Genomic DNA, 24,293 nt, shown 5'->3' on the forward strand with positions numbered 1-24,293 from the left:
GCGTTCAGCCCAGCAGCCGCCGTTTCAGCGCGGGATAGCTGCTGCGCGACACGGGTATGCCCGTGCTCGTTTGCGTGTCGAGCGCGTATTTGCCGCCCGCCGCGATCTGCAGCCTTTTGAAACCCAGGCTGTTGACGATGTAGGAGCGGTGCACGCGCAGGAAGTGGGGCGGCAGCAGGGCCATGAGCTTGTCGATGGCCAGGTCGTGAAAACACTGTTCGCCGCTGCGCAGCACGATGTTGCTGTAGTGGCCATCGGCTTGTACGTGGTCGATGTCGGCCATGGCGATCCATTCCAGCGCCCCGCGTTTCTTGACGGCCAGCGAGGCCGCTTGCGTATGCCGTCCCGTATAGCGTTGCAGCGCCTTGTGCAGCCGTTCGCGGCTGAAAGGCTTGGCAACGAAGTCGAGCACGCCGAACTCGAAGGCCGTGATCGAGCGTTCCGCGTGGGCCGAGACGATGATGGTCTGCAACGGGGCTGTCTGGGCCAGGCGCAGCAAGTCATAGCCGTCCGCGCCATGCAGGTTCAAGTCCAGCAGCAGCAAGTCGACCTGTCCCTGGGCCAGCGCGGCCAGCGCTTGCGGGACATTGTCATGCAGCACGAGATTGCCGAGGCGCGCGCCGAAATGCGCGCGCACCTCGCGTTCGAGGCCTTGCGCGATCAGCGGTTCATCTTCCAGTATCAACACCTTCATGGCGCCGCCGGCAAGGTAAAGGTGAGGCGCCAGCCTGGTTGCCGTGGCGCGCTGTCATAGCGGGCGCTGTCGCCAAACACGGCGTGCAGGCTGGCGCGGATGTACTGTTCGCCCACGCCGCCGCCCGCGTGCGGTCGCGTCTCGCCTTCAGGCAGGAGCAGGGTGAGCACCTGCGTTTGCGTATGGTGTGCGATGCGCAGGATAAAGACCGCGCCGTGGCGGTAGCGGTTGTGGCTGAACGCATTTTCCAGCGCCGTCAGCAACATGGCGGGCGGCACGGTGATGCCTGCCGCTTCGCCATCGAGCTGCAGGCTGCACGGTTGCTGCAGCCGCGTGCCCATGATACTCAGGTAATTCTGGCACAGGGCCAGTTCCTGCGTCAGTGCAATGCTGGGCTGCTGGGCGAACTCGTTGAGCATGCGCAACTCGGCGCCCAGCGCTTCGATGAAGGTTTCGGCCGCCTGCGGCGATTGCGCATTGAGTTCGCCGATCAGGCTCAGGGAATTCATCAGGAAATGCGGTTGCATGCTTTTGCGCAAGAGCTGGTTTTCCAGCTGCCGGGCACGCGCCGCCTTGCCGCGTTCGCGCAGCAGCTGGGCCAGCAATTGCGCGCACAGGGGCAGCAGCAAGAAACACACGACGAGGGCGAAGCCGCCTTCGGCAAACTGGCTGCCCGTCAGCAGGAACAGGGCGCAAGACGCCAGCGCGATCAAGGCGCCGCCGCGGCTGCCCGGCAGGCGGCGCCACAGGGCGCCCAGGTTGAGCGCCAGGCTCGCTGCCAGGCCCGTCAAAAACATCGACCAGCAGCGCGAGTCGAAATGCGCGGGCAGCGCGCCGGCCAGCGCGATGCCCGCCAGCAGCAAGGCCGCCGCCAGCGGCCAGCGCGGCAGCCGGTATGCCGTATAAAAATACAGGGGCAGCAAGGCGGAAAACAGCCAGGTCAGGGCGCTGACGGCGTACAGGCGCGGCAAGTGCAAGGGATAGGCATAGCCGGCAACGCTGCGCCAGAGTTCCACCACCAGCAGCAGCGCCGCCACCAGGCACAGCGCGGCAAACATGGCCCAGTGCCGCTGCCGCTGGTACAGCGTCGTCAAGGAAAAGAAAAGCAGGGCGGCGGCGCCCAGAGCCCCGGCCAGCAGCAGCGGCGGCAGCCGGTACCAGGCCAGCGCTGCGCGGTAGTCTTGCCGGTCGACCAGGTACAGCGCATAGAATGGCGACGCCAGGCGGGCCGGCGCCTGCTGCGTCGACAGCAGCAGGCGCAGATGGTGCGTGCCCATGGACAACTGCCGTGGCGTCAGGTGGATGGCGAAATCGATGTCGCCCGCGCGCTCCCCGCTGGCCTGGCGGGCCGGCTGGCCATTGCTGCCGATCAATATGCCGTCCAGCCAGAATTCGCTGGCGGCCAGCGCCGACAGCACCAGCAGCTGCGTCGACGAGGGCGTGGCGGCCACGGTGATGTCGCGCTCGGCGCACAGCAGCTGGCCAGGCTTGAGCAGCTGGCGCAGCGAAGCGGCGGGCGTGGCAGCACTGACGCCGCAGGCGCGCCAGCCTTCGGCCAGCGATAGCCTGTCCATGCCCATGGCGAAAGAGGGCAAGGCCAGGCAGCACAGCAGCAGGTAGCGGAAGCAGGAGGGCATGGCGGGCATTGTAGCTGCTCATTTGCCAACCCTTTGCAACATTTTCACCCACTTCGGTGCCGTTCGTGCTGGCCACGTGCAGTTCGTGCACGGCCCGCCAACAATGTGTAAAAGACACTTACCATGCCTCAGCGCCGTGCTGTGGACACGGCCCTCACCATGGACTCATGACTATGCAAAGCAAGACTTGTTTCGCCGGCGCGCTGGCGCTGTTTTGCGGCGTGGCGCAGGCCGCTTCCGCTCCCGCTTCTGTTCCCGCTCCTGCGCTGGCCGCGCGCCTGGCCGACTTCGACGGCTGGGTGGCCCAGCGCATGGACACGGCACGCATCCCGGGCGTCACCGTCGGTTTCAGCCAGGGCGACGTGGAGTGGGTCAAAGGCTATGGCTATGCGGACCTGGAAAACCGCGTGCCGGCCACGGCCCGGTCCAGCTACCGGCTCGCGTCCGTCACCAAGCCCATGACGGCGGTGGCCATCTTGCAACTGGTCGAACAGGGCAAGATCGACCTGGACGCACCCGTGCAAACCTATGTGCCCTACTTCCCCGTCAAGCCGTTTCCCGTGACCGTGCGCCAGTTGCTGGGCCATCTGGGCGGCATCGACGCCTACCGCGACAGCAAGGCGGAAAAGCACTTCAAGGAACACAAGGATACGCGCCAGTCCATCGCCGTCTTCGAACAGTTCGACCTGATCGCCGAACCGGGCACGCGCTTCCGCTACACGAGCTATGGCTACAACCTGCTGGGTGCCGTCATCGAGAGTGCCTCGGGCGAAAGCTATGGCGGCTACATGCGGCGCCACGTGTGGGGGCCGCTGGGCATGGACACCATCGTGATGGATGACCCGGACGCCGTGATCGCCCATCGCGCGCGCGGCTACCGCCTGGACGGCAAGGAGTGGAAGAATGCGGAATTCGTCGACATCAGCAGCCGCTTTTCCGCCGGCGGCACGCGCGCCAGCGTGCCTGACATGCTGGCGTTTGGCAGGGGCGTGCATGAAGGCAAGATCCTGTCGGCGGCCAGCGTGGCCGCGATGGTGCAGCCGATGGTCACGCGCGCCGGCCGCTTGACGGACTATGGCATGGGCTGGGAAGTCGTCCCGACGGGCGGGCGCTACGCCATCGCCCACAGCGGCCAGCAGCCGGAAACCGTCACCTATCTGTACAGTTTTCCATCGCGCAAGCTGACCCTTGCCGTCGCCGCCAACCTCGAGCGCGTCAATCCCGAAGTCTTCGTACAGCGCCTGTTCGAGGTGGTCACGGGCGAACCGTGGCAGCTGAACACGTATATCGCCGATGCGGGCGCGCAGCGCGCGTACCAAGTGGCGCAAGGCCTGTTCGAGGAGGGCAGGGCGTACGCCGAGCGCACGGATCAGCCGTATGCCGATGCGGCCGCCACGCGCGAAGCCTTTACGCAAATCAACCGGCAAGCGCTGGCGCCGGAGGCCAAGGCGGCGCGCGCCTTCATCGACGCGGCCCGCCATCCCGCAGGCGGCCGCGTGTTTCTCACGGCCGGCGCCAGCATGGCCAGGCAGTTGCGCGAGGCAGGCGTCGACCTGACTCAATACGCGCGCGGTGGCGCGCTGGCGTTTGCACGCGACTATATCCTGTTGTCGCAAGGAGCACAGGCAGGTACCCTGCCCCGTTTTGAGGCTTCCTTCGAGCAAGCCATCGTGACCCTGGCTGGCAGCTGGGACCGCACGGCCGCCATCGCCTGGCCGGCCGCGCCGGTATCCATCGCCGCACGCGATAGCCAGTTGCGCACGGCCTTCCGCGGCCAGCGCGCCTATCCCGATTTCGTGCCCGAGCTGCAGGAGCTGGCGCAAGCGTCGGCCGCGCGCGGCGAGATGGAGGCGGCGCTGGCGGCCGGCCGCCTGGCCGTGGAACTGTATCCGCTCAGCGACCGCGCGCATGCGCTGCAAGGCTTGACTTTGCTGCATGCCGGCAAGCCGGAAGCGGCCCTCGCGGCCCTGCGCCTGGCGCTGGAGCGCGATCCGCTGGGTGCGGCCAGTCCGGCGGCGCTGAACCTGGAAGCTTACCGTTTGAAAGGCAGCGGTGCCGTGGCGCAAGGCATGGCCGTGCTGCAAGCGGCCGTCAGCCTGCATCCGCGCAACGCGAATCTGCAGGACAGTCTGGCCGAATTTTATGTGGAGCAAGACTTGCGCCCGCAGGCCATCGAAGCCTACCGCCAGGCGCTGCAGCTCGACCCCGGCTATCCGGGTGCCGTGGGCGCCAAAGCGGCGATCATCCGTCTTAGATGAATTCTTTATAAGCAAGGGTGAAAAGATTCCTTTTTGGAAATAAGAGCGCCGCGGTCTAATGGCGGCATTCGTTATCCACCAGAGGAATCCCATGCAGACCCGTCTTCACTTCGCCGCGCTTCTTTTCACCACCATTGCCTTCACCCAGGTGGCGCAAGCGGACCAGCTGGCCAGCATCAAGGCAAAGGGCGAGCTGGTCTGCGGCACCCTGGGCACGGACGAGCCCAACAGTTTCATCGACGCCAGGTCGCGCCAGCTGGTCGGCTATGAAGTGGACTTGTGCCGCGCCATCGCCCAGGGCCTTGGCGTCAAGCCGGTGATCAAGCAACTGGCCGTGGCCGCCCGCATTCCCGAATTGCAGCAGGGCCGCATCGACATCCTGACGGCGTCCCTGACGCACAACAAGGAACGCGAAGCGCTCGTCGATTTTTCCCTGTCCACGTTCTACACGGGCCAGCGCGTGCTGGTCAAAAAAAGCAGCAATATCACGACGGTCGCTGGCCTGGCTGGCAAGAAAGTGCTGACCGTCAAGGGCGGCACGCAGGAGCCGAATATCCGCAAGGCCGTGCCCGGCGTGGACGTGGTGACGTTCGAGACGGCGGGCCAGGCTTACCTGGGCTTGCAGCAGGGAAAAGGCGTCGGCTATGTCGACGATGAAGTTTCCTTGCTCAACAACTACGCCAAGCTGGGCGCCGCGCAAAAGGATTACATTGTGCTGCCGCAAAACATCAGCCAGGAAGTGTTTGCCTTCGGCATACGCAAGGGCGAGACGGGCGTGAAAACAGCCGTCGATAAGGTGCTGCGGGAACTGGAAAAGTCGGGCGAGGCAGAAAAACTGTTCTTCAAATGGTATGGCCCGACGAGCAATGTGAAATTCCAGAAACGCACATTTAGGATTGAATCGGACCAGATCGACGCCTGAATCTTGCCGCCTCTTCCGCATGTTTGATCTGAACTTTTTACTGGCCGGAGACTATGGCGACTGGTTGCTGTCCGGCCTGCTGCTCTCTCTGCAACTGATGGGCGTCACCTTGCTGCTGGCTTTGCCGCTGGCGTGCGGCGTGGCCATGCTGCGCCTGGCGCCGTCGCGCCTGCTCAACGGGCTGGGTGCCGCGTATGTCGAGCTGATCCGTAACGTGCCCTTGCTGGCCCACTTCCTGTTCTGGTATTTCGGCGCGCCCGAATTGCTGCCCGACACGTGGAAGGAGCGCTTGTATGCCGGCAATATCGAAGCTGCCAGCGCCATCGCGGCCCTGACCTTGTACACGGCCGCCTACATGGCGGAAGACATCCGCAGCGGCATCCGCGCTATTCCTGTCCAGCAATTCGAGGCGGGCCGGGCGCTGGGGTTCAGCTTTCTCGCCACCATGCGTTTGTGCATCGTGCCGCAGGCGCTGCGCCTGGCCGCGCCGCCGCTGCTGTCGCAAACCCTGAACCTGTGGCAAAACACCAGCATCGCCACCGTCATCGGCGTGGCCGAACTGATGTACCAGACCCAGCGCGTGGAGGCGGCTTCGTTCCGCAGCGTCGATGCGTTCATTTTCGCCAGCGCGGCGTATCTGGCCGTTTCCCTGCTCATCGCGGGCCTGGCGGCCTGGCTGCAAAAGAAGGTGTCCTGATGCTGGAACTGATACACGATTACTGGCTGTATTTCCTCGTCGGACGCTATCCCGAGGGACCGCTGGGCGGCCTCGCGCTGACGGTGCTGCTGGCCAGCCTGGCACTGGTGCTCAGCTTGCCGTTCGGCTTGCTGCTGGGGCTGGCGCGCTTGAGTCCCTGGCGGCTGCTGCGCTGGCCCGTCGCCGCGCTGATCCACGTGGTACGGGGCATCCCCTTGCTGCTCGTCATCTTCTGGGCCTATTTTTTCCTGCCCAGCATCACGGGCCATGAAGGCGGGCAGTTCGGCACCATGCTGGCCGCCCTCGTCATTTTCGACGGCATTTATCTGGCGGAGATCGTGCGCGCCGGCGTGCAAGCCGTGCCGCGCGGACAGGTGGAAGCGGCCCGTTCGCTGGGCTTGAACTATCTGGACAGCATGCGCCAGGTCGTGCTGCCGCAGGCGCTGCGCCACATGCTGCCTTCGCTGGTGAACCAGTTCGTCTCGACGATCAAGGAAACCTCGCTGGGAACCATCATCGGCCTGACTGAAGTGTCGTTCATCGCTACGCAAGTCAATGGCCTGGTGCTGACGAAACCCGTGCAAGTGTATTTCCTGCTGGGCATGACGTATTTTGTTTTATGTTTCAGCCTGTCGCGCGCCGCCTTCTGGCTCGAGCGGCGCCAGGCGCGTCTCTTGAAAGCGGCGGCATGATCAACTTTGACAACGTCAACAAATACTATGGCGATTATCACGCCTTGAATGGCATCAACGAGCATGTGGCCAAGGGCGAGGTGCTGGTCGTGTGCGGGCCGTCCGGCTCCGGCAAGTCGACCCTGATCCGCACCATCAACCGGCTCGAACCTATCGCTTCGGGTCGCATCACGGTGGCGGGCCAGGACATTTACGCGCCGGGGCTGGACGTGAATGCCTTCCGCTCGCACATCGGTTTTGTATTCCAGCAATTCAACCTGTTCCCGCATTTGTCCGTGCTGGACAATTGCGCGCTGGCGCCGCAGCGCTTGCGCGGCCTGACCCGGCGCGAGGCCGAGGAGCGGGCGCTGGCCCTGCTGGAACGGGTGGGGCTGGCGCACAAGGCGCGGGCCATGCCGGCGGCCCTGTCGGGCGGGCAGCAGCAGCGCGTGGCCATCGCCCGCGCGCTGGCCATGCAGCCGCCGCTGATGCTGTTCGACGAACCGACGAGTGCGCTGGACCCGGAAATGGTGGGCGAGGTGCTGCAAGTGATGCGCGACCTGGCGCGGGGCGGCATGACGATGGTGTGCGTGACGCATGAAATGGGCTTTGCGCGCGAAGTGGCGGACCGCGTCTGGTTCATGGACCACGGACAAGTACTGGAACGGGCCACGCCCGATGAATTTTTTACGCGGCCGCAACATGCGCGCGCACAGCAATTCCTGTCCGATATCCGCAGTCCCTTCGGCGCGGCCGCATGATTGGGCGGCTGTGTGCGCAAGCGAACGGTATTTCGCTGGCGGCAAGCGCACGCTAGCCAGGCAAGCGGCGCGCGTTGCGCCAGCAGCCGACCAGGAGGGCCGTACCATGTCACGCATCATCGCAGGTCATTTTCAGTTGCAGGAACAGATCGACGCCGCGCGCGCGGCCCTGAACCAGGCGGGCTTTCCCGATAGCCGCATCAGTTCCTTCTTTGTCAACCAGCCGGGCCAGCACGACTTGCATGCGCTGGGCGGCGACCGCGACGTGTCGCCGGGCGCGAAGGAAACGCCCGAGGGCGTCGCCGAAGGCGTGGCCGTCGGGGCCGCCGTGGGTGCGGGCATCGGCGCGGCCACCACCCTGGCGACGGGGCCGCTGGGCCCGGTGGTGGGGGCGCTGGTGGGCGCCCACGTGGGCTCGCTCTACAGTTTCAACAAGATGAAGGAGGCGGGTGAGCCGGAAGCCAATGGCGAGGAAAATGGCGAAAACCGCCGCCAGCCCCGCCACCCTGGCATGCTGATCGCTGTCGCGCTGGGCGGCCCCGACGAGCGCGAACGGGCGCTCGAGACCTTGCACCGGCTGGGCGCCGAGCACATCGAGGAAGCGGAAGGCACGATCGCCAATGGCGACTGGCACGATTTCGACCCGCTCAGCATTCCCGTGCTGGTGGCCTGAATCGGCGTGCCGGCTGTGGAATATGCATAAATGCCGCGCCGCATGAAATTTTAGGTATGATCCTTGTTAGTATTCGTAATAATTCAATGCCGACAGGGATAGTTTCCGCGCGCCCGAAGTGACACTGGACCCAGGTGACTGCCTGTAGTACTTGCCTCGCATGCTAACGAGTATGAATAGGAGGTCGCGTCATGACACAGGCATGGTTCATTCTGACACGGGCCGACGGGCGCGACATCTGCGCGCCCTCGCCGGCACAGCTGGCCGATGCGCTGGCCGAGGTCTACCGCGGCGGCGGCGCCACGCAGGACGGCGGCCCGGCCGCCGTGCTGTTGCGCTTTGGCTACGACGACGGCTTGATGTATCAGGTCGAAGTCGCTAGCGGAGGCGAAGTCACTTTCGAGGAATGGTCGGACCGCGATTGCGAAATCGCCCTGGCCAGTCCGCGCCACATGTCGGCCTTGCCGCAGGACGCCGCCTTGCAGCTGTGGCAGTGGCTGGCGCAGCGCCAGGTGGCGAAAATCCGCAGCCAGCCCTGGCAGGGCGGCTAGCCCGCCCCTTTGAATAATCCCTAGTGCGCCATCAGCACGGGGATCGTCATGCTTTGCAAAATCGTGCGCGTGACGCCACCGAGGATGGTTTCGCGCAGGCGCGAATGGCCATACGCCCCCATCACCAGCAAGTCGGCCGACAGGTCGGCCGCCTGCGACAGCAGCGCTTCGCCGATATCGCCGCGCCGCACGCCACCGCCATCGAGCAAATGCAGCCGCGCTTCCACGCCGTGGCGCGCCAGGTATTGCGTCAGTTCCGCGCCCGGCTGTTCGCCGTGCTCGGCGGCATGCACCTGGGCGTCGAAGATGGCCACGTGGACTTGGCCGGCGCGCTGCAGCAGGGGCAGGGCGGCGCTCACGGCGCGGCTCGCTTCCTTGCTGGCATTCCAGGAAATGAGCACATTGCGCGCGGCCGCCGGCGGCGCCAGCAGGGGCAGCGGCGGCGCATACGGCACGATCAGCACGGGTCGGCCCGAATGCAGCAGCACATAGGCGGGAAAGTCGCGCATCACGGACGGCGATTTATCCTTGGCATTGTATTGGCTGATGACGACCAGGTCCGCATAGCGGGCGAGCAGGCTGATGCCGCCCGCCGCCTCGTCGTCGAGCACGCGCTGTTCGAACGAGGCGACGCCGGCCGCGCGCACCTGCGCCTCGAAACCGTCGAGGGCGCGCGTGGCCCGGTCGCGCAGGAAGTTCAGGTGCAGGCTCAGATTCGGGTCCGCATCGAGGTCGGGCTGGTTCTGGTACAGCAGGCGCGACACGCCCGTCAGCGCCACGCCCGTCAGGTGGCCGCCGCAAGCCTGGGCGATGCTGGCCGCCGCTTCGATGCGGGCGGCGCGCCCCGCGCTGTCGTCGACGTGGAGCAATACGGTTTTATACGTCATGGCCTGTCCTCTCGCTGTGCAGTAGCGGCCATTCTGGCACAGTCCCGGGTGCCCGTCGCGCACGACTGCATCAGACTGGGCATTTGATATGGCGCAAGGCTGGCTATAAAAACTGCTCCTACACTTGATGCCACGCAGAACAACCATAACAAGCGGGGAGAAACAGTCATGAAGGAGCAAAAAGTAGCGCTGGTCACGGGCGGCATGGGCGGCCTGGGCACGGCCTTGTGCCGCCGCCTGCATGGGGCGGGCTTTGCCGTCGTGGCCGCGCATACGCCGGGCAATGCGCGGGTGGCTGGCTGGCTCGACGAGCAGCAGGCGCAGCAGTATTATTTTCATCCGCTGGCCCTCGACGTGACGGATTTCGCCGCCTGCGGCGAGGCCGTGTCCAGCGTGCTGGCGCAGTTCGGTCGCATCGACGTGCTGGTCAACAACGCCGGCATCACGCGCGATCAGAGCATGCGCAAGATGGAATTGCCGCATTGGAGCGAGGTCATGCGTACCAATCTCGACAGCCTGTTCAACATGAGCAAGCAGGTGCTCGAACCGATGCTCGAACATAAATGGGGGCGCATCATCAATATCTCGTCCGTCAATGGCCAGAAGGGCGCGTTTGGTCAGTGCAATTACGCGGCCGCCAAGGCGGGCGTGCATGGCTTCAGCAAGGCGCTGGCGCTGGAAGTGGCGCGCCACGGCATCACCGTCAATACGGTTTCGCCCGGCTATTTGCGCACGCAGATGGTGACGGCCGTGCCCACCGATATCATGGAAACGAAGATCCTGCCGCAAATTCCCCTGGGCCGCCTGGGCGAGCCGGACGAGGTGGCCGCCCTGGTCGCTTACCTGGCATCGGACGAGGCCGCGTTTGTGACGGGCGCGAACATCGCCATCAATGGCGGGCAGCACATGAGTTAAGCAAGCGAACAGCTTGCACAGAGGCAATGGCAGTAGAGGAGACCCGTCCACCCAGCCGGCGCACAGACGCTGGCGCAGGACGGCAGGCAATGGCAGTCACGCTGGAATACAGGGGGCAGGGCAGCGATGCCTTGCCCTTTGTTGTTGCGCAGTCATGCAGCCCTTATGGTACCGGGCGCCGGGCTTTTTCCAGCCGCGTCTGGCAATCGATGCACAGCCGCGCTTCCGGGCGGGCGTTCAGGCGCGACAGGCCGATGGCTTCGCCGCAGCTGTCGCACAGGCCGTAGCTGCCATCGGCAAACTTGGCCAGCGCGTGCTTGATGATGGCCAGTTGCGCCTGATTGTGCTCGGCCGCTTCGCTGACGAGGGCGTTCAAGGTGCGCACGCTGGCGTTGTCGGCCGGCGAGGCTTCGATTTCATTAAGCAAGGAGGCGCGCGCGTCCGCTTCGGCCGCTTCGCTATCGATCTGTTCCTGCAGCGCCAGCTTGCGTTGCTCCAGCACGCCCTGCAGGCGTTGCAACTGGTCTTGCGGCAATCCATTCATGGCTGTCCCCGATAGGAGTCTCTCCTCTATGGTAGTCCAGGATGGGCGACTTTGCTTGCGCCAGCACCCGCGCCGCGTTTGACGCGGCGCAGGCGGGCATGGGCCGTTTTATGCTGGTTCTTTCAGGCAGTTGATCATCCAGGCGACGCCGAACTGGTCTTTCAGCATGCCGAAGCGCTTGGCCCAGAACGTTTCTTCCATGGGCATCTGGACGGTGCCGTCACGGGCCAGCGCGGCGAAAGCCTGTTCCGCCTCTTCCGGCGTATCGACGGTCAGGCAGACCGAGCAGCCGTTCATGCCCTTGGCGCCGTCTTCGTTGCAGCCGCCATCCGAGCCCATCAGCATCGTGGGGCCCAGCTGCACGGAGCCGTGCATGATCTTGTCATACCAGTCTTCCTTGACTTGCTCCTGGCCCGGCGTGCCCCGAAATGGCATCAGGCACAGGTCCGTGCCATGCAGGTGCTGGCGGTAGTATTCCAGCGCTTGCGCGCAGTTTCCATTGAATTGCAAATACGGTTCGATACGCATGTTGGTCTCCTCTGGTGGCCCCGCGGGCACGATTGCCAGGCGGGGACGTCCCAGTATAGGCGCTCGCTGGCCGATTTCAATCAGTCCGGCGCCATCTCTTGCAGCCGCTCACGCACCTTGCCCAGGGTGCTGAGGATGCGTTCGGGATTGCCAGCGAGCACGGCGCTGCCCAGGTGCAGCAAGCTCGTCGCCAGGCTGATCCAGTGACGCACGTCATCGTTGCGGGCGATGCGCAGGCGCACCGCGTCGAGCAGGCCGCTGAGCTGGCGCTGCGCCGTCTCCAGGCCCGCCACCGTGTGTCCGGCCGCATCGGCATACAGCTGGTTGGCTTGCTGGCGCAAGGCCACTTCCAGGGCGAAAACGGCTTGCGCCTGGCTGTGGCTGATGCCATTTTCTCCCTGGCTGGCGCGCTTGCGGATGGCGCGCATGACGGCGCCGTGCAAGGTGACGGCCGCCTGCGACAGGCTGTCGGCCAGTTGCTCGACGCGCATGGCGCTGCTGAGAGCCGCTTCGCGGCGTTCGCTGTCGCCGCTCCTGCCTACCGATCCGTCCATCTTGCCTCCGTGGTGGTGAGGGCGGCGGCGAGCCGGGCGTGTTCGCGTCCCAATGCCGCCAGTTGCCGGCGCGCCAGGGTGTGGCGCAAGCCGTACAGCCGGTATTCCTCGGTCTTGTTTTGCTGCATGTTTTTCGCCAGCACGGCCAGCAGGCGCTGCCGCGGCGCGTCCGCATAGGCGATTTCCACCTCGAGCAAGGCGAGCACCATGTCGCGCTCGTTGTCGCCGCTTTTGTCGTACAGCGCCAGCAAGCCGTCGAGCGCGGCCAGCAGGGCTTGCAGCGGCGTGTCGCCGTCGTGCAGCACTTGCGCCAGCTGCGCCTGCTGGCTGGCCGCGCCGCCCAGGCGCGCGAGTTGCTGCAGCAGCAAGGTGTAGGCGTTGACTTGGCGGTCGTCGATGCCGTTGCCCGGCCAGGCGCGGATGGCGGAGCCGGCGCCGGCCAGTTCCGTCTGCACGTCATATGCGTCGGCATCGGCCAGCCGGCCCAGGGCCTGCAGGTACTGGCGTACGGCTTGCGCCAGGCGGGCGACGTCGGCCTGCGCGGCGCGGCGCTGGGCGTCGAGCAGGCGTTCGCGCGCGTCTTCGGATGGCGACAGATAGGGGCGGGTGCGCTGGTAGCTGTCCACGTGGCGCTGCGACAGTTCGCTGAACGCGGTCAGGCCATCGGTGCCGGCGGCCAGGGCCCGCACTTGCGCCAGCTCGGGGCGCGCGGTGGCGCAGCCGCACAGCGCGGCAGCCAGGAAAAAACTCAGGAAAACGGTGCGGCGATGGCGGGCGGGCAGGGCGGACACGACACCTCTCGACAGGAAATACTGTATGGAAAGGTATTGTCGTGCCGGCCTGCGCCGCCCGCCTTGTGCGGGCGCAAGCGGGCTGCGATCAGGCGCCCGCGCCGCCTGCCAATTGTTCGCGCCAGCCCAGTCCGGAAACGGTGTCGCTGGCGGGACGGTATTCGCAGCCGACCCAGCCCGCGTAGCCGACCTGGTCCAGCAGCTTGAACAGATGGCGGTAGTTGATCTCGCCCGTGCCCGGTTCGTGGCGGCCCGGCGTGTCGGCGATCTGGATGTGGCGGATCAGGGGCAGCATGGCGCGGATGGTGTTGCTCAACTCGCCCTCCATGCGCTGCATGTGATAAATGTCGTACTGCAGGAAGATATTGCTGCGCTGGCAGTCGGCGATGATGTCGGCTGCCTGCTGACTATGGTTCAGAAAGTAACCGGGCATGTCGTGGTGGTTGATCGGCTCGATCAGCACGTTGATGCCATGCGGACGGCAGGCGTCGGCCGCATATTGCAGGTTGCCGATCAGGCTTTGCCGCGCCCGCTCCAGGCTCATGCCGGGCGGCACGATGCCGGACATGCAGTGCAGCTGTTTCGCCCCCAGCGCCAGCGCGTAGTTGAGCGCCAGCTGCACGTTGCTGCGGAACTCTTCACCCCGGCGCGGGTCGCAGGCGATGCCCCGCTCGCCGTGTTCCCAGTCGCCGGGAGGGAAGTTGAAGACGGCCAGCTGCAGCTGGTGGCGCTCCAGCCGCATGGCGATCTGCCGCGCCTCGACGGCATAGGGAAACAGGAATTCGACGGCATCGAAGCCCGCTTCCCTGGCGGCGGCAAAGCGGTCGAGGAAGGGCAGTTCGGTAAACATCATGCTGAGGTTGGCAGCGAAGTTCGGCATGGCGGCACGCAGGTGAGGGCAATGGGCACTATCGTAGCCCAAATCCGCAATTGGTGGCGGGCATGAAAAATGCGCCCGCCAACGAGGTTGGGGAGCGCATTTCAAGAAAGACAAACGCCGCCTGAAAGCGTAGCGAGCGGGAGTGATATTGCGTCGAGTAGCGCAGCCGTACAGGAGTACGGCGAGCAACGCAAACGCAATAGCGCCCCGCGCAGTAGCTTTAAGGCTGCGTTTTAGCGGCCGCGACCGCCGGAACGGTGCGATGCTGCCGAACGCGGCGCATTGCCGCTGCGGTTGCCGCCGCCACCGCCGCCCGAAGGGCCGGCGCTGCGTGGCTTGGCGCCGCCGCCACCGGTTTTCACGCGCACGACGGCGCCCGCTGGCGCGCGGCTGTTGTTGCGGTGGCCGCCGGTGCCGCTGCGCAATTGCACAGGCTGGGCACGTGCGGTCGGGTCCGGTTCAAAACCGGCGATGACTTCGCGCGGCAGGGTTTGCTTGATCAGCTTTTCGATGTCTTTCAACATTTCGTGCTCATCCACGCAGACCAGCGACACGGCTTCGCCCTTGGCGCCGGCACGGCCCGTGCGGCCGATACGGTGCACATAGTCTTCCGGAATGTTCGGCAAGTCGTAGTTGACGACGTGCGGCAACTGGTCGATATCGATACCGCGCGCGGCGATGTCGGTGGCGACCAGCACTTGCAGGGTGCCATCCTTGAACTCGGACAGCGCGCGCGTGCGCGCCGACTGGCTCTTGTTGCCGTGGATGGCCAGGGCGCCGATGCCGTCCGCACCCAGCTGCTCGACCAGCTTATTGGCGCCATGCTTGGTGCGCGTAAAGACCAGCACTTGCGTCCAGCTGTTCGACTTGATCAGGTAGGACAGCATCGGGTGCTTCTTGTCGCGGTCGACCGGATGGATCTTTTGCTTGATCACTTCCACGGTCGAATTGCGGCGCGCCACTTCGATCATGGCCGGCTTGTTCAGCAAGCCGTCGGCCAGGGCCTTGATCTCTTCCGAGAAGGTAGCCGAGAACAGCAGGTTCTGGCGTTTTGGCGGCAGCACGGCCAGCACTTTCTTGATGTCGCGGATGAAACCCATGTCCAGCATGCGGTCGGCTTCGTCCAGGATCAGGATTTCCACTTTCGACAGGTCGACGGTGCCCTGGCCCATGTGGTCGAGCAAACGGCCCGGCGTGGCGACGAGGATGTCGACGCCATGCTTGAGCTGCTTGATTTGCGGGTTGATGCCGACGCCGCCGAAGATCACGGCCGAGTTCAATTTCGTGTACTTGCTGTAGGCGCGCACGCTTTCCTCGACCTGCGCGGCGAGTTCGCGCGTCGGGGCCAGGATCAGGGCGCGGATAGGACGCGTCGACGTGTTGCTGGTGATGGCCGCGCCATTGGCGTCGGTCGACAGGCGGTGCAGCACGGGCAGGGTGAAGCCGGCCGTCTTGCCGGTACCGGTTTGTGCGCCGGCCAGCAAGTCGCCGCCAGCCAGCACGGCGGGAATCGCCTGCGACTGGATCGGGGTCGGCACGGTGTAGCCGTGTTCGGTAACGGCACGTACGATAGCGTCGGACAATCCGAGGGAGGAAAAGGACATGGTAACTTTATTGTGAGATCGGCCTGTCGCCATCGTGAGGCGCCAGTCGCAGGCAATCAGATTAGGGGTCGAAAGACAGCGGCAAGGGGACTGGTCATATGTGCCGCACACGCGAAGTATAACAGCCTGGCAAAAACGCGCCTGTTTTGTTTCAGGTTTGCAATGTCGCAAGTAAAGAAAAGCGAGGCCAAGGCACGCTGTCGTTCTGGAAAGCCTGAGTTATACGATATGGAAACTGGGCAGTGGCGACGTGATCACTGGCCTTTCGCGGCCACCTGGACAGGGCGTGCCCGAGCGGAAGACGCACGGGAGGCGTTTTAGCGCATGCGACAGCTGTCGCAAATAGTGCTTGTGTGCGTGTGGCTGTTGTCGCATAATTGTGTCAATAGTCACTAAAGGATGCACCATGAGCACGCCCTCCGTCACCGAGCTGTCGTTATTGAAAGCATTGTGGAAAGATCATCCGCTGTCCGCGCGTGAATTGCACGCCAGGGTGGAAGACGAGCTGGGATGGTCGTTCTCATCCACGCGCAAGACCGTCGAGCGCATGCTGGACAAGGGCATGCTGCTGCAGCGCAGCGTGCATGGCGTGCGCGTGTATGAGGCGAACGTGGACAAGGTGGTCACCCTGGCCGCGTTCGCCCACGACTTTGGCCGGCGCGTGATGGAAATCGACAGTCCCTTGCCGGTCAGTATGTTTACGGGCAGCAAACTCGTGGACCAGCAGGAACTGGCGGCGCTGGAGCAACTGCTGCAGGACTGGCCGCTTGAGGGAAAGGACTGAGCGATGCTGCTGTTTTCCCTCACGCTGTTGCAGGCCAGCGCCGCCTGTCTCGTGACCGGCTTGCTGCTGTGGGCATTGCTGAGTCTGGCACAACGGCGCTGGCCCGCGCTGGCGGCGCAGCGCAGCGTGTGGCTGGGTGCTCAGCTCGTGCTGGTCGCCGTGTTTGTGCTGCCGCTGCTGCCTGACACGCGGCAACTGAGCGTGGTGCCCGAACTGAGCGTGCCCGTTTCCCTGGCCGGCTCGGCGCCCGGCGTGCAGCTGGCCATGGCTGCGCCAGCTGCCGGGCTGCCATCGGCCGCATCCTGGCTGGCCTGGGTGCCATCCGCCTGGGGCCTGATTTACCTGCTGGGCGTCGCTTGCGCAGCCTGGCGCTGGCAGCGAGGCCACGCCATGTTGCGCAGCTTGTTGCAACTGGCGCAGCGCCGCCGCCTGCACGGCGTGGACGTGCTGGAAGTGGCGGCGCCGATCTCGCCGATGCTGGTGGGCGTGTGGCAGCCGCGTCTGCTGTTGCCGGCGCACCTGGCGCAATTTACGCCGGAACAGCAGCAGCTGGTGATCGCCCATGAGCTGACCCATGCACGCCGGCGCGATCCCGTACTCTTGCTGCTGACCAACATGCTGCAGGCGCTGCTGTGGTTCAATCCCGCCGCGCGCTGGCTGGCCGGCCAGCTGGCTTGGGCGCAAGAGCTCGGTTGCGACCGCCAGGTACTGGCTGGCCGGCCCCCGCGCCAGCGCCAGCAATATGCGGCGGCCCTGGTCAGGCAACTGGGCCTGCAGGCCCAGCCGCTGCCGGGGCTGGCCTTTGGTGGCGGCAGCATGGCCGAGCGCCTGCTGCGCATGCGTGACGGGCAGGCGCGTCCATCCACGGCCCTGCGGGCGCTGACGGCGCTGCTGCTGTGCGCGATTGGCGCGGCCAGCCTGGCGCTGCAGCCGGCACTGGCGTGGGCCGTGGCAGCCGCGCCGGCAAGCATGCTCGCTGCGCCGGCGACGGCGCCAGCTCTCTGGCGCAATCCCCTGGACACCATGCGCGTGACCGGCTTCTTTGGCGTCGTGCGCCAGATGACGCCGCAAGGTCATCGCGGCATCGATCTGGGCGCCAGGCGCGGCACGCCCGTGCATGCGGCGGCCGACGGCATCGCCAGCGTCAGCGAAGATGCGCGCCTTGGCAAGACCGTGCGCATCGACCATGGCGCTGGCGTCGAGTCGCTGTATGCCCATCTCGACCGGGTCACGCTGACGACCGGCATGGCCGTCACGGCAGGGCAGGCCATCGGCACCGTGGGCGCCACCGGTCTGGCGACGGGGCCGCATTTGCATTTCGAGGTCACGCGCGACGGGCGCTTGCAGGATCCGAGACAGTGGCTGGCCGGCCTCGATGCCAACGCCACCGCGCGCGCCCTGCGCATGCGCAAGGAACAATTCGGCCATTAGCGTGATCCGGCCGCAGGTCGGCTGAGCGCGGGAACGCGCAAGCCGTCACCACCATAGACCTTTCAGGATTTTCCATGCGATTGAGTATTGTATTGTGCAGCCTTGCGCTGCCGTTGACGGCGCACGTGCGTGCCGAAGACGTCCTGCCTTCCGTGACGGTCAATGCCGGCAAAGTGGAGCAGCGCCGCAACGACACCGTCGCCGCCATCGTCGTCGACCACGAGGAATTGATACGCCAGGGCGACCGTGCCCTGTCCGACGCCCTGAAACGCCTGCCCGGCATTACCATCGGCGGCACGGCTTCGGGCACGGCTGGCGGGCAAATCCAGCTGCGCGGACTGGGCCAGGGTTATACCTTGATCATGCTCGACGGCGTGCCCGTGCCGCCGGGTTTTTCGCTCGACTCTCTGGACCCGGAACTGGTCGAACGCGTGGAAATCATGCGTGCCGCCACGGCGCAATTTTCCGCCCAGGCGATCGCCGGTTCCATCAATATCGTGCTGAAAAAATCGGGCAGGCGGCGCGAACACACCTTCAAGCTGGGGGCGGCCGGTAGCCACGGCATGCCCGCCGGCAGCGCCACCGTGCAGTGGGCGGACAAGGACGGCCGCCTGTCGTATGCGCTGGCCGGCACGCTCGCGCACACGGGACGCCGGGGCTTGCTCGACGAATGGAACCGCGCATTTGATGGCGAAGGCAGGCCCACGGTGGTGCGCCATATGCCGCTGAACGAGCGCGTAACCAGCGATACGTTCGAGCTGGCGCCCCGTTTGCAATGGGCGCTGGCGGGCGAAGACAGCCTGGCCTGGCAAAGCCTGGTCAGCTTGCGCCGCCTGGCCAGCCGCCGCCAGGTCGTGGAAACGGCTTACCTGGGCGGCCATACCGACTATCCGGACAACGACGCCGCGTTCAGTCAGGACAGCAGCACCGTGCGCAGCGATCTGCACTGGCTGCGCAAGTTCGGACCAGGGGATAGTCTCGACATGAAACTGGGCCTCGATGCCAACCGCCGTGGCAGCGACTATCTGTTCCAGGGCGTCAGCGCCGCGCCAGGACCGGCGAATGTGCGCCGGGTCGATGCGGGCCTCGATGATGTGGGCGTGCAGACCAGCGGCACCTATCGCCGGACTCTGGGCCAGGGACATGCGCTGGCGGCGGGCTGGGATGCGGGTAACCGGCGGCGCACGGAGTTCCGCCGCGAACGCCAGTTGTCGCCGGGCGGGCCGCCCGTGCTGCCGGACGAAGACTATGCGGCCACGGTGCGGCGCCTGGCCCTGTTCGCGCAGGATGAATGGGATATCTCCGCGCGCTGGTCGCTGTATCTGGGGCTGCGCTGGGAAACCTTGCGCACGGCCAGCGCCAATGGTGGCGCGCAGCGCCGCGTCGACGTGCGCGCGCAGGTATGGAGTCCCGTGCTGCAAAGCCTGTGGAAGCTGGCCGGCAAGGATCAGCTGCGCCTTGCCATCACCCGCACCTACAAGGCGCCGCAGATTTTCCAGCTGATCCCGCGCCCCTATCTCAACGATAACGGCAATAGCCCCGTGAATCCTGACAACCAGGGCAACCCGGCGCTGCGCCCGGAACTGGCGTGGGGCCTGGATGCGGCCTACGAATACTATCTTGGGGAAGGCGCCATGCTGGGCGCCAGCGCTTCGCTGCGGCGCATCGGCGACGTGATGCTGGACCGGCTGTATCAGGACCAGGGGCGCTGGGTGGCCACGCCCGTCAATCAGGGCAGGGCGCAGGTGCGCGGCATCGAACTGGAAGCGAAGCTGCCGCTGTCGGCGCTGTGGGCGGGCGCCCCCGCGCTGGACCTGCGGACAAACGTGGCGCGCAACTGGTCGACGCTGGACGCCGTCGCCGGCCCGGACAACCGCCTCGATGGCCAGCTGCCGTGGAGCGCCAACCTGGGCGCCGATTACCGGCTGACCGGCAAGCCCTTGACCCTGGGCGGCAATCTGCATTTCAAGGGCGGTGGACGCTCGCGCGCGTCAAGCCAGCTGCTGGCCTGGCAGGGCGCCCGGCGCGAACTGGATCTGTACGCGTTGTGGAAGTTCAGCGACCAGCTGCGCCTGCGCCTGTCGGGCGCCAATCTGCTGCGCCAGCTTGAGCGCACGCGCAGCCTGTATGCGGATGGCGGCGGCAGCCTGCTGCGCACGGTCGATACGGGCAGCTACCGCACCCTGCGCGTCATGCTCGAAGGCTCCTTGTAGGTTTTTTCAGTCGTCGATCTCCGCGACGGCGTAGTCCACGCCCTGCGCATCGAGCCAGTCGCGCACGGCGGCCAGGCCGTGCCACGGGTCCGGGCGCAGGTGCTGGCACACATACAGGCCGGCGTCCGTCAGCCTTGCGTCGGTGTCGGGCATGGCGCCCGGCGCGCGCGGCGCCGGCGTCGCCAGCTCTGACAGCTGCGCCAGGTGCCGGCGCTGTTCCTGCGTCAGGCTGGCCGTGATCCTGAATTCAAATCCCATGTTTTCTCCTTGATGTACAGCTTGCTGTTGCCGCTATTTTTCATTATCGAAAAAATTGCACATAGCTTGGCATTCTTTCCGTTTTTGTTTTCAAAGTATCTCGTCCATACTGCATAGCACTGGCCCGGCACACACAGCGTGACGCAAGGGCAGGAGCAGAAGCACCGTATAACGACCTCTCTTTTTTTATATTCAATTATTTTCACTAAGGAAAACATCATGCCTATCGCCACCGCCCAAGCCGCCCAAAAACTGCTGACCCCGAACGATCATACCCTGATCATGATCGATCACCAGTCGCAGATGGCCTTCGCCACCCGCTCCATCGACCTGGCCCTGCTGCGCAACAATGCGGCCCTGGTAGCCAAGGCGGCAGCGGAATTCAAGGTGCCGACGATTTTGACGACGGTGGCCGCCAAATCGTTCTCCGGCCCGATCTTCGACGAGATCCAGTCCGTCTTCCCGGAGCAGGCGCCGATCGACCGCACCAGCATGAATACCTGGGAAGATGCGCGCATCGCCGACAAGGTCAATGGCTACGGCAAGGGCAAGATCGTGCTGGCCGGCCTGTGGACGTCCGTCTGCATCGTGGGCCCCGCGCTGTCGGCGCTGGAACAGGGTTTTGAAGTCTACGTGATCGCCGACGCCAGCGGCGACGTCTCCGACGAAGCCCATGCGATGGCCATGCAGCGCATGATACAGGCGGGCGCGCAGCCGATGACGTCCGTGCAATACTTGCTGGAACTGCAGCGCGACTGGGCCCGCGGCGAGACCTACAATGAAACCGTGGCGACGGCCGTGGCGCACGGCGGCGGCTATGGCCTGGGCCTGATCTACGCCAAATCGATGTTCAACGCCAGCGAAGGCCATTGATTTTTCACTGACTCCGGCTCCGCCGCCCGCCGGCGGGGCCGTTTTTTCACCTGATCCGGGAGTTCCCATGCACGCAAACACCATCTTGCTCAACGGCCGTTTTCACACGGTCGACAGGACGCAGCCGCTGGCGTCCGCCGTCGCCATCGCCGATGGCAAATTTCTCGCCGTCGGCGACGTGGAAGACGTGATGCGCCATCGCGGCCCGGCCACGCAGGTGATCGACCTGGCTGGCCGCACGGTGATTCCCGGCCTGAACGACTCGCATCTGCACCTGATCCGGGGCGGCTTGAACTACAACCTGGAATTGCGCTGGGAAGGCGTGCCCTCGCTGGCCGACGCCCTGCGCATGCTGAAGGAACAGGCCTTGCGCACGCCGAACCCGCAGTGGGTGCGCGTCGTGGGCGGCTGGACGGAATTCCAGTTCGCGGAAAAACGCATGCCGACCCTCGATGAGATCAACGCGGCCGCGCCCGATACGCCCGTCTTCATCCTGCACCTGTACGACCGCGCCCTGCTGAACCGCGCCGCCCTGCGCGCCGTCGGCTACGACAAGAACACGCCGAACCCGCCCGGCGGCGAAATCGTGCGTGACGCTGCAGGCAATCCGACGGGCTTGCTGATCGCCCGCCCGAACGCCATGATTTTATATGCGACCCTGGCGAAAGGCCCCAAGCTGCCGCTCGAATTGCAGGTCAATTCCACGCGCCAGTTCATGCGCGAATTGAACCGCCTCGGCATCACCAGCGCCATCGACGCGGGTGGCGGCTTCCAGAATTATCCCGAGGATTACGCCGTCGTCGACGAACTGGCGCAAAAGGAGCAGCTGACCATCCGCATCGCCTACAACCTGTTCACGCAAAACAAGGGCGCGGAATTGCAGGATTTCCAGAAGTGGACGGGCATGATCAAGCCCGGTGACGGCACCGACTTTTACCGCCATAACGGCGCCGGCGAAATGCTCGTGTTTTCCGCCGCCGACTTCGAGGATTTCCTCGAGCCGCGCCCCGAGCTGGCGGCCGGCATGGAAGACGAGCTGGAAAAGGTCGTGCGCCACCTGGTCGAGCAGCGCTGGCCCTTCCGCCTGCATGCCACCTATGACGAATCGATCAGCCGCATGCTCGACGTGTTTGAAAAGGTCAACCGCGACACGCCGTTTGGCGGCCTGCACTGGCTGTTCGACCACGCGGAAACCATCAGCCCGCGCAATATCGACCGGGTCAAGGCGCTGGGCGGCGGCCTGGCCATCCAGCACCGCATGGCCTTCCAGGGCGAATATTTTGTCGAGCGCTATGGCGCGGACGCGGCGAAAGCCACGCCGCCCGTGCAGCGCATGCTGGACGCGGGCGTGCCCGTGGGCGGCGGCACGGATGCGACCAGGGTCGCCAGCTACAACCCGTGGACGGCCCTGTACTGGCTCGTTTCGGGGCGCACCGTCGGCGGCCTGGCCCTGACGGATGCGGCGGGCAGACTGTCGCGCGACACGGCGCTGGAACTGTGGACGGCGGGCAGCGCCTGGTTCTCCAGCGAGCAAGGCAAGAAGGGGCGCATCCGCGAGGGCATGCTGGCCGATCTCTGCGTGCTGTCGGCCGATTATTTCACGGTGCCGGAAGAGGCGATCAAGTCGATCGACTCCGTGCTGACCATGGTGGGCGGCAAGGTCGTCTACGGTCAGTCGGAGTTCACCCATCTGGCGCCGCCACCGATTCCCGTACTGCCCGAATGGTCGCCCGTGCGCACGGTGCCCGGCCATTACCGGCCCGTGGCGAAGCAGGCGCAAGCGGCCATGCCGCACCAGTGCGCGGGCGCCTGCGGCGTGCATGCGCATGCCCACGACAGGGCGCGCAAGTCGGCCGTGCCGATTTCCGATTTTTCCGGTTTCTGGGGCACCCTGGGCTGCAGCTGCTTCGCCTTCTAGGAGAATTTCATGTATTACAAAAAAGTGATATTGGGCCTGCTGCTGGCTTTTGTCGTGGGTTTCGTCTGCCAGCTGACGCACATTCCCGTGCCGGCGCCGCCCGTGCTGGGCGCCGCGCTGCTGGTGTTTTTGACCAGTTGCGGCTACTGGCTCACGGGCTTGTACCTGCAGCGCCGTGACATGAAAAGGGAGGCGCCATGAACGTCATGCTGGCAGGGTCGCTGCTGGGCTTGCTGGTGGGCGCCGTGTGCCGCTGGTTCGACCTGCCGTCGCCCACGCCGCCCACGCCGACGGGCGCGGCGATGGTGGTGGCCATGACATTGGGCTTTGTCGTGGCGGGGCAGGTCAGCCCCTGAATGCAAAAAACCGGCCTTGGCCGGTTTTTTTATGGATGCCGCGTGCGCAACCTTATGCGAATGGTGTCAGCAAGGTAATCATCTGGCCAAAGATCTTCGGGCTGGCGGCGATGACGTCGCCCTTGTACAGGTAGTCCGATTCGCCGGAAAATTCACCGACGATGCCGCCCGATTCCGTGATCATCAGGGCGCCGGCGGCGATATCCCAAGGCTTCAAGCCTTTTTCGTAGAAGCCGTCCAGGCGGCCGCAAGCGACGTAGGCCAGGTCCAGCGCGGCCGAGCCGGCGCGGCGCACGCCCTGGCTGCGCTCACCCATGATCGCGTACATCTTCAGGTATTCGTCCAGCGCGCGGGCGCTGCCGGCCACGTAGCCGGTGCCCAGCAGGGCGTTCGAGATGCGGTCGAGCTTGGTGACGCGGATGCGTTTTTCGTTCAGGTAGGCGCCGGCGCCCTTGGTGGCCGTAAACAGGTCGTTGCGGACCGGGTCGTAGATGACGGCTTGCGTGACGACGCCGCGATGCGCGAGGGCGATCGAGATGCAGTATTGCGGGAAGCCGTGGATGAAGTTGGTGGTGCCGTCCAGCGGATCGATGATCCACTGATATTCATTCTCGTCGTGCGAGTTGGCGGAAGCTCCCGATTCCTCAGCCAGGAACGCGTGGTCCGGGTAGGCTTTGGACAGCACCTCGATGATGGCTTGTTCGGCCGCCTGGTCGACGTCGGTGACGAAATCGTTATGTTGTTTTTCCGTGACGACGACGCGGTCGAGGTCAAAAGAGGCGCGATTGATGACGGCGGCGCCGCGGCGGGCGGCTTTGATCGCCGTGTTGAGCATTGGGTGCATGTGAGCTTCCGTTAAAAGCACGCGACCGCCCAGCGTCGCCTTTCGGCGC

General features: G+C 65.3%; 26 protein-coding genes. 15 read left to right on the plus strand and 11 right to left on the minus strand.

What is annotated here, in order from left to right:
• Positions 1 to 4 precede the first annotated feature (4 nt).
• Positions 5 to 694 (minus strand): LytR/AlgR family response regulator transcription factor, encoded by a 690-nt coding sequence (locus BLU39_RS25710; RefSeq protein ID WP_092718657.1) that lies wholly within the window; start codon positions 692 to 694, stop codon positions 5 to 7.
• Positions 691 to 2,340, minus strand: coding sequence for a histidine kinase (locus BLU39_RS25715; RefSeq protein WP_092718660.1), 1,650 nt, complete (start codon positions 2,338 to 2,340; stop codon positions 691 to 693). The genes BLU39_RS25710 and BLU39_RS25715 overlap by 4 nt, the downstream gene beginning before the upstream one ends.
• A 164-nt stretch (positions 2,341 to 2,504) precedes the next feature.
• Here BLU39_RS25715 and BLU39_RS25720 point away from each other — a divergent pair, with 164 nt between their 5' ends.
• The 7 genes from BLU39_RS25720 to BLU39_RS25750 all read left to right on the plus strand — a co-directional run bounded on the left by BLU39_RS25720 (position 2,505) and on the right by BLU39_RS25750 (position 8,864).
• Positions 2,505 to 4,589 carry a serine hydrolase domain-containing protein gene (locus BLU39_RS25720; protein WP_157808910.1) on the plus strand — a complete coding sequence of 695 codons (2,085 nt, stop codon included), beginning with the start codon at positions 2,505 to 2,507 and terminating at the stop codon, positions 4,587 to 4,589.
• 91 nt (positions 4,590 to 4,680) lie between these two features.
• Positions 4,681 to 5,511, plus strand: a complete 831-nt coding sequence (locus tag BLU39_RS25725; RefSeq protein ID WP_092718666.1) for a transporter substrate-binding domain-containing protein — start codon at positions 4,681 to 4,683, stop codon at positions 5,509 to 5,511.
• 19 nt (positions 5,512 to 5,530) lie between these two features.
• Positions 5,531 to 6,208, plus strand: a complete 678-nt coding sequence (locus BLU39_RS25730; protein WP_092718669.1) for an amino acid ABC transporter permease — start codon at positions 5,531 to 5,533, stop codon at positions 6,206 to 6,208.
• Positions 6,208 to 6,900 (plus strand): amino acid ABC transporter permease, encoded by a 693-nt coding sequence (locus tag BLU39_RS25735; RefSeq protein WP_092718672.1) that lies wholly within the window; start codon positions 6,208 to 6,210, stop codon positions 6,898 to 6,900. Before BLU39_RS25730 ends, BLU39_RS25735 begins: the two co-directional genes overlap by 1 nt.
• Positions 6,897 to 7,640, plus strand: coding sequence for an amino acid ABC transporter ATP-binding protein (locus BLU39_RS25740; RefSeq protein WP_092718675.1), 744 nt, complete (start codon positions 6,897 to 6,899; stop codon positions 7,638 to 7,640). The genes BLU39_RS25735 and BLU39_RS25740 overlap by 4 nt, the downstream gene beginning before the upstream one ends.
• Positions 7,641 to 7,746: 106 nt before the next feature.
• A complete protein-coding gene (locus tag BLU39_RS25745) occupies positions 7,747 to 8,313 on the plus strand; it encodes a glycine zipper domain-containing protein (RefSeq protein ID WP_092718678.1) in 567 nt (188 codons plus the stop codon).
• Positions 8,314 to 8,504: 191 nt separating this feature from the next.
• Positions 8,505 to 8,864: a hypothetical protein gene (locus tag BLU39_RS25750; protein ID WP_092718681.1), complete on the plus strand. Its 360-nt coding sequence runs from the start codon at positions 8,505 to 8,507 to the stop codon at positions 8,862 to 8,864.
• A 20-nt stretch (positions 8,865 to 8,884) separates the two neighbouring features.
• Here BLU39_RS25750 and BLU39_RS25755 read toward each other — a convergent pair whose 3' ends face one another.
• Positions 8,885 to 9,751, minus strand: a complete 867-nt coding sequence (locus tag BLU39_RS25755) for a universal stress protein (protein WP_092718683.1) — start codon at positions 9,749 to 9,751, stop codon at positions 8,885 to 8,887.
• Positions 9,752 to 9,919: 168 nt separating this feature from the next.
• Here BLU39_RS25755 and phbB point away from each other — a divergent pair, with 168 nt between their 5' ends.
• A complete protein-coding gene (gene phbB / locus BLU39_RS25760) occupies positions 9,920 to 10,666 on the plus strand; it encodes an acetoacetyl-CoA reductase (RefSeq protein WP_092718686.1) in 747 nt (248 codons plus the stop codon).
• A 163-nt stretch (positions 10,667 to 10,829) separates the two neighbouring features.
• On the opposite strand, the gene BLU39_RS25765 is transcribed toward phbB, so the two are convergent.
• The 6 genes from BLU39_RS25765 to BLU39_RS25790 all read right to left on the minus strand — a co-directional run bounded on the left by BLU39_RS25765 (position 10,830) and on the right by BLU39_RS25790 (position 15,567).
• A complete protein-coding gene (locus BLU39_RS25765; protein WP_092718689.1) occupies positions 10,830 to 11,210 on the minus strand; it encodes a TraR/DksA family transcriptional regulator in 381 nt (126 codons plus the stop codon).
• 108 nt (positions 11,211 to 11,318) lie between these two features.
• Complete coding sequence (locus tag BLU39_RS25770) at positions 11,319 to 11,738, minus strand: VOC family protein (protein ID WP_092718691.1); 420 nt, start codon at positions 11,736 to 11,738, stop codon at positions 11,319 to 11,321.
• Positions 11,739 to 11,818: 80 nt separating this feature from the next.
• Entirely contained in the window at positions 11,819 to 12,292 is a 474-nt protein-coding gene (locus BLU39_RS25775) for a hypothetical protein (protein ID WP_092718694.1), read from the minus strand.
• Positions 12,277 to 13,083 carry a hypothetical protein gene (locus BLU39_RS25780; RefSeq protein ID WP_092718695.1) on the minus strand — a complete coding sequence of 269 codons (807 nt, stop codon included), beginning with the start codon at positions 13,081 to 13,083 and terminating at the stop codon, positions 12,277 to 12,279. The genes BLU39_RS25775 and BLU39_RS25780 overlap by 16 nt, the downstream gene beginning before the upstream one ends.
• Before the next feature lie 88 nt (positions 13,084 to 13,171).
• The gene (gene otnI / locus BLU39_RS25785; protein ID WP_092718698.1) at positions 13,172 to 13,963 is read right to left on the minus strand and encodes a 2-oxo-tetronate isomerase; all 792 of its coding nucleotides are present in this window, start codon (positions 13,961 to 13,963) and stop codon (positions 13,172 to 13,174) included.
• A 233-nt stretch (positions 13,964 to 14,196) separates the two neighbouring features.
• Positions 14,197 to 15,567 (minus strand): DEAD/DEAH box helicase, encoded by a 1,371-nt coding sequence (locus tag BLU39_RS25790; protein WP_092718700.1) that lies wholly within the window; start codon positions 15,565 to 15,567, stop codon positions 14,197 to 14,199.
• A gap of 406 nt (positions 15,568 to 15,973) precedes the next feature.
• Here BLU39_RS25790 and BLU39_RS25795 point away from each other — a divergent pair, with 406 nt between their 5' ends.
• From BLU39_RS25795 to BLU39_RS25805, 3 genes are all read left to right on the plus strand, one after another.
• Positions 15,974 to 16,351, plus strand: a complete 378-nt coding sequence (locus BLU39_RS25795) for a BlaI/MecI/CopY family transcriptional regulator (protein WP_092718702.1) — start codon at positions 15,974 to 15,976, stop codon at positions 16,349 to 16,351.
• Positions 16,352 to 16,354: 3 nt separating this feature from the next.
• On the plus strand, positions 16,355 to 17,782 hold the full coding sequence (locus BLU39_RS25800; RefSeq protein ID WP_092718705.1) for a M23/M56 family metallopeptidase: 1,428 nt from the start codon (positions 16,355 to 16,357) through the stop codon (positions 17,780 to 17,782).
• A 74-nt stretch (positions 17,783 to 17,856) separates the two neighbouring features.
• Positions 17,857 to 19,995, plus strand: coding sequence for a TonB-dependent receptor plug domain-containing protein (locus BLU39_RS25805; RefSeq protein WP_092718708.1), 2,139 nt, complete (start codon positions 17,857 to 17,859; stop codon positions 19,993 to 19,995).
• Between the two features lie 6 nt (positions 19,996 to 20,001).
• Here the strand turns inward: BLU39_RS25805 and BLU39_RS25810 are convergent, their stop codons facing one another.
• Positions 20,002 to 20,253, minus strand: coding sequence for a hypothetical protein (locus tag BLU39_RS25810; protein ID WP_092718710.1), 252 nt, complete (start codon positions 20,251 to 20,253; stop codon positions 20,002 to 20,004).
• Positions 20,254 to 20,472: 219 nt separating this feature from the next.
• Between BLU39_RS25810 and BLU39_RS25815 the strand changes: the two genes are divergently transcribed.
• The 4 genes from BLU39_RS25815 to BLU39_RS25830 all read left to right on the plus strand — a co-directional run bounded on the left by BLU39_RS25815 (position 20,473) and on the right by BLU39_RS25830 (position 23,400).
• Positions 20,473 to 21,126, plus strand: coding sequence for a hydrolase (locus BLU39_RS25815; protein WP_092718713.1), 654 nt, complete (start codon positions 20,473 to 20,475; stop codon positions 21,124 to 21,126).
• 67 nt (positions 21,127 to 21,193) lie between these two features.
• Entirely contained in the window at positions 21,194 to 23,044 is a 1,851-nt protein-coding gene (locus tag BLU39_RS25820) for an amidohydrolase (protein WP_092718715.1), read from the plus strand.
• 9 nt (positions 23,045 to 23,053) lie between these two features.
• Positions 23,054 to 23,245: a DUF1427 family protein gene (locus BLU39_RS25825; RefSeq protein WP_092718718.1), complete on the plus strand. Its 192-nt coding sequence runs from the start codon at positions 23,054 to 23,056 to the stop codon at positions 23,243 to 23,245.
• Positions 23,242 to 23,400 carry a XapX domain-containing protein gene (locus tag BLU39_RS25830; RefSeq protein WP_046682465.1) on the plus strand — a complete coding sequence of 53 codons (159 nt, stop codon included), beginning with the start codon at positions 23,242 to 23,244 and terminating at the stop codon, positions 23,398 to 23,400. Before BLU39_RS25825 ends, BLU39_RS25830 begins: the two co-directional genes overlap by 4 nt.
• A 52-nt stretch (positions 23,401 to 23,452) precedes the next feature.
• Here the strand turns inward: BLU39_RS25830 and BLU39_RS25835 are convergent, their stop codons facing one another.
• Positions 23,453 to 24,235, minus strand: a complete 783-nt coding sequence (locus BLU39_RS25835; protein ID WP_034758799.1) for an inositol monophosphatase family protein — start codon at positions 24,233 to 24,235, stop codon at positions 23,453 to 23,455.
• Positions 24,236 to 24,293: the final 58 nt, after the last annotated feature.

Origin of the sequence: Janthinobacterium sp. OK676, assembly GCF_900103595.1 — a bacterium.
In the GTDB taxonomy this organism is placed as follows: domain Bacteria; phylum Pseudomonadota; class Gammaproteobacteria; order Burkholderiales; family Burkholderiaceae_D; genus Janthinobacterium.

Excerpts from the sequence above, each read along its gene's own strand:
- BLU39_RS25830 (WP_046682465.1), top strand. The coding sequence starts at position 23,242 with ATGAACGTCATGCTGGCAGGGTCGCTGCTGGGCTTGCTGGTGGGCGCC.
- BLU39_RS25755 (WP_092718683.1), bottom strand. The coding sequence starts at position 9,751 with ATGACGTATAAAACCGTATTGCTCCACGTCGACGACAGCGCGGGGCGC.
- BLU39_RS25765 (WP_092718689.1), bottom strand. The coding sequence starts at position 11,210 with ATGAATGGATTGCCGCAAGACCAGTTGCAACGCCTGCAGGGCGTGCTG.
- BLU39_RS25770 (WP_092718691.1), bottom strand. The coding sequence starts at position 11,738 with ATGCGTATCGAACCGTATTTGCAATTCAATGGAAACTGCGCGCAAGCG.
- BLU39_RS25790 (WP_092718700.1), bottom strand. The coding sequence starts at position 15,567 with ATGTCCTTTTCCTCCCTCGGATTGTCCGACGCTATCGTACGTGCCGTT.
- BLU39_RS25800 (WP_092718705.1), top strand. The coding sequence starts at position 16,355 with ATGCTGCTGTTTTCCCTCACGCTGTTGCAGGCCAGCGCCGCCTGTCTC.
- BLU39_RS25795 (WP_092718702.1), top strand. The coding sequence starts at position 15,974 with ATGAGCACGCCCTCCGTCACCGAGCTGTCGTTATTGAAAGCATTGTGG.
- BLU39_RS25735 (WP_092718672.1), top strand. The coding sequence starts at position 6,208 with ATGCTGGAACTGATACACGATTACTGGCTGTATTTCCTCGTCGGACGC.
- BLU39_RS25745 (WP_092718678.1), top strand. The coding sequence starts at position 7,747 with ATGTCACGCATCATCGCAGGTCATTTTCAGTTGCAGGAACAGATCGAC.
- BLU39_RS25725 (WP_092718666.1), top strand. The coding sequence starts at position 4,681 with ATGCAGACCCGTCTTCACTTCGCCGCGCTTCTTTTCACCACCATTGCC.
- BLU39_RS25805 (WP_092718708.1), top strand. The coding sequence starts at position 17,857 with ATGCGATTGAGTATTGTATTGTGCAGCCTTGCGCTGCCGTTGACGGCG.
- BLU39_RS25710 (WP_092718657.1), bottom strand. The coding sequence starts at position 694 with ATGAAGGTGTTGATACTGGAAGATGAACCGCTGATCGCGCAAGGCCTC.
- otnI (WP_092718698.1), bottom strand. The coding sequence starts at position 13,963 with ATGCCGAACTTCGCTGCCAACCTCAGCATGATGTTTACCGAACTGCCC.
- BLU39_RS25825 (WP_092718718.1), top strand. The coding sequence starts at position 23,054 with ATGTATTACAAAAAAGTGATATTGGGCCTGCTGCTGGCTTTTGTCGTG.
- BLU39_RS25740 (WP_092718675.1), top strand. The coding sequence starts at position 6,897 with ATGATCAACTTTGACAACGTCAACAAATACTATGGCGATTATCACGCC.
- BLU39_RS25835 (WP_034758799.1), bottom strand. The coding sequence starts at position 24,235 with ATGCTCAACACGGCGATCAAAGCCGCCCGCCGCGGCGCCGCCGTCATC.
- BLU39_RS25820 (WP_092718715.1), top strand. The coding sequence starts at position 21,194 with ATGCACGCAAACACCATCTTGCTCAACGGCCGTTTTCACACGGTCGAC.
- BLU39_RS25720 (WP_157808910.1), top strand. The coding sequence starts at position 2,505 with ATGCAAAGCAAGACTTGTTTCGCCGGCGCGCTGGCGCTGTTTTGCGGC.
- BLU39_RS25750 (WP_092718681.1), top strand. The coding sequence starts at position 8,505 with ATGACACAGGCATGGTTCATTCTGACACGGGCCGACGGGCGCGACATC.
- BLU39_RS25775 (WP_092718694.1), bottom strand. The coding sequence starts at position 12,292 with ATGGACGGATCGGTAGGCAGGAGCGGCGACAGCGAACGCCGCGAAGCG.
- BLU39_RS25815 (WP_092718713.1), top strand. The coding sequence starts at position 20,473 with ATGCCTATCGCCACCGCCCAAGCCGCCCAAAAACTGCTGACCCCGAAC.
- BLU39_RS25715 (WP_092718660.1), bottom strand. The coding sequence starts at position 2,340 with ATGCCCGCCATGCCCTCCTGCTTCCGCTACCTGCTGCTGTGCTGCCTG.
- BLU39_RS25810 (WP_092718710.1), bottom strand. The coding sequence starts at position 20,253 with ATGGGATTTGAATTCAGGATCACGGCCAGCCTGACGCAGGAACAGCGC.
- phbB (WP_092718686.1), top strand. The coding sequence starts at position 9,920 with ATGAAGGAGCAAAAAGTAGCGCTGGTCACGGGCGGCATGGGCGGCCTG.
- BLU39_RS25730 (WP_092718669.1), top strand. The coding sequence starts at position 5,531 with ATGTTTGATCTGAACTTTTTACTGGCCGGAGACTATGGCGACTGGTTG.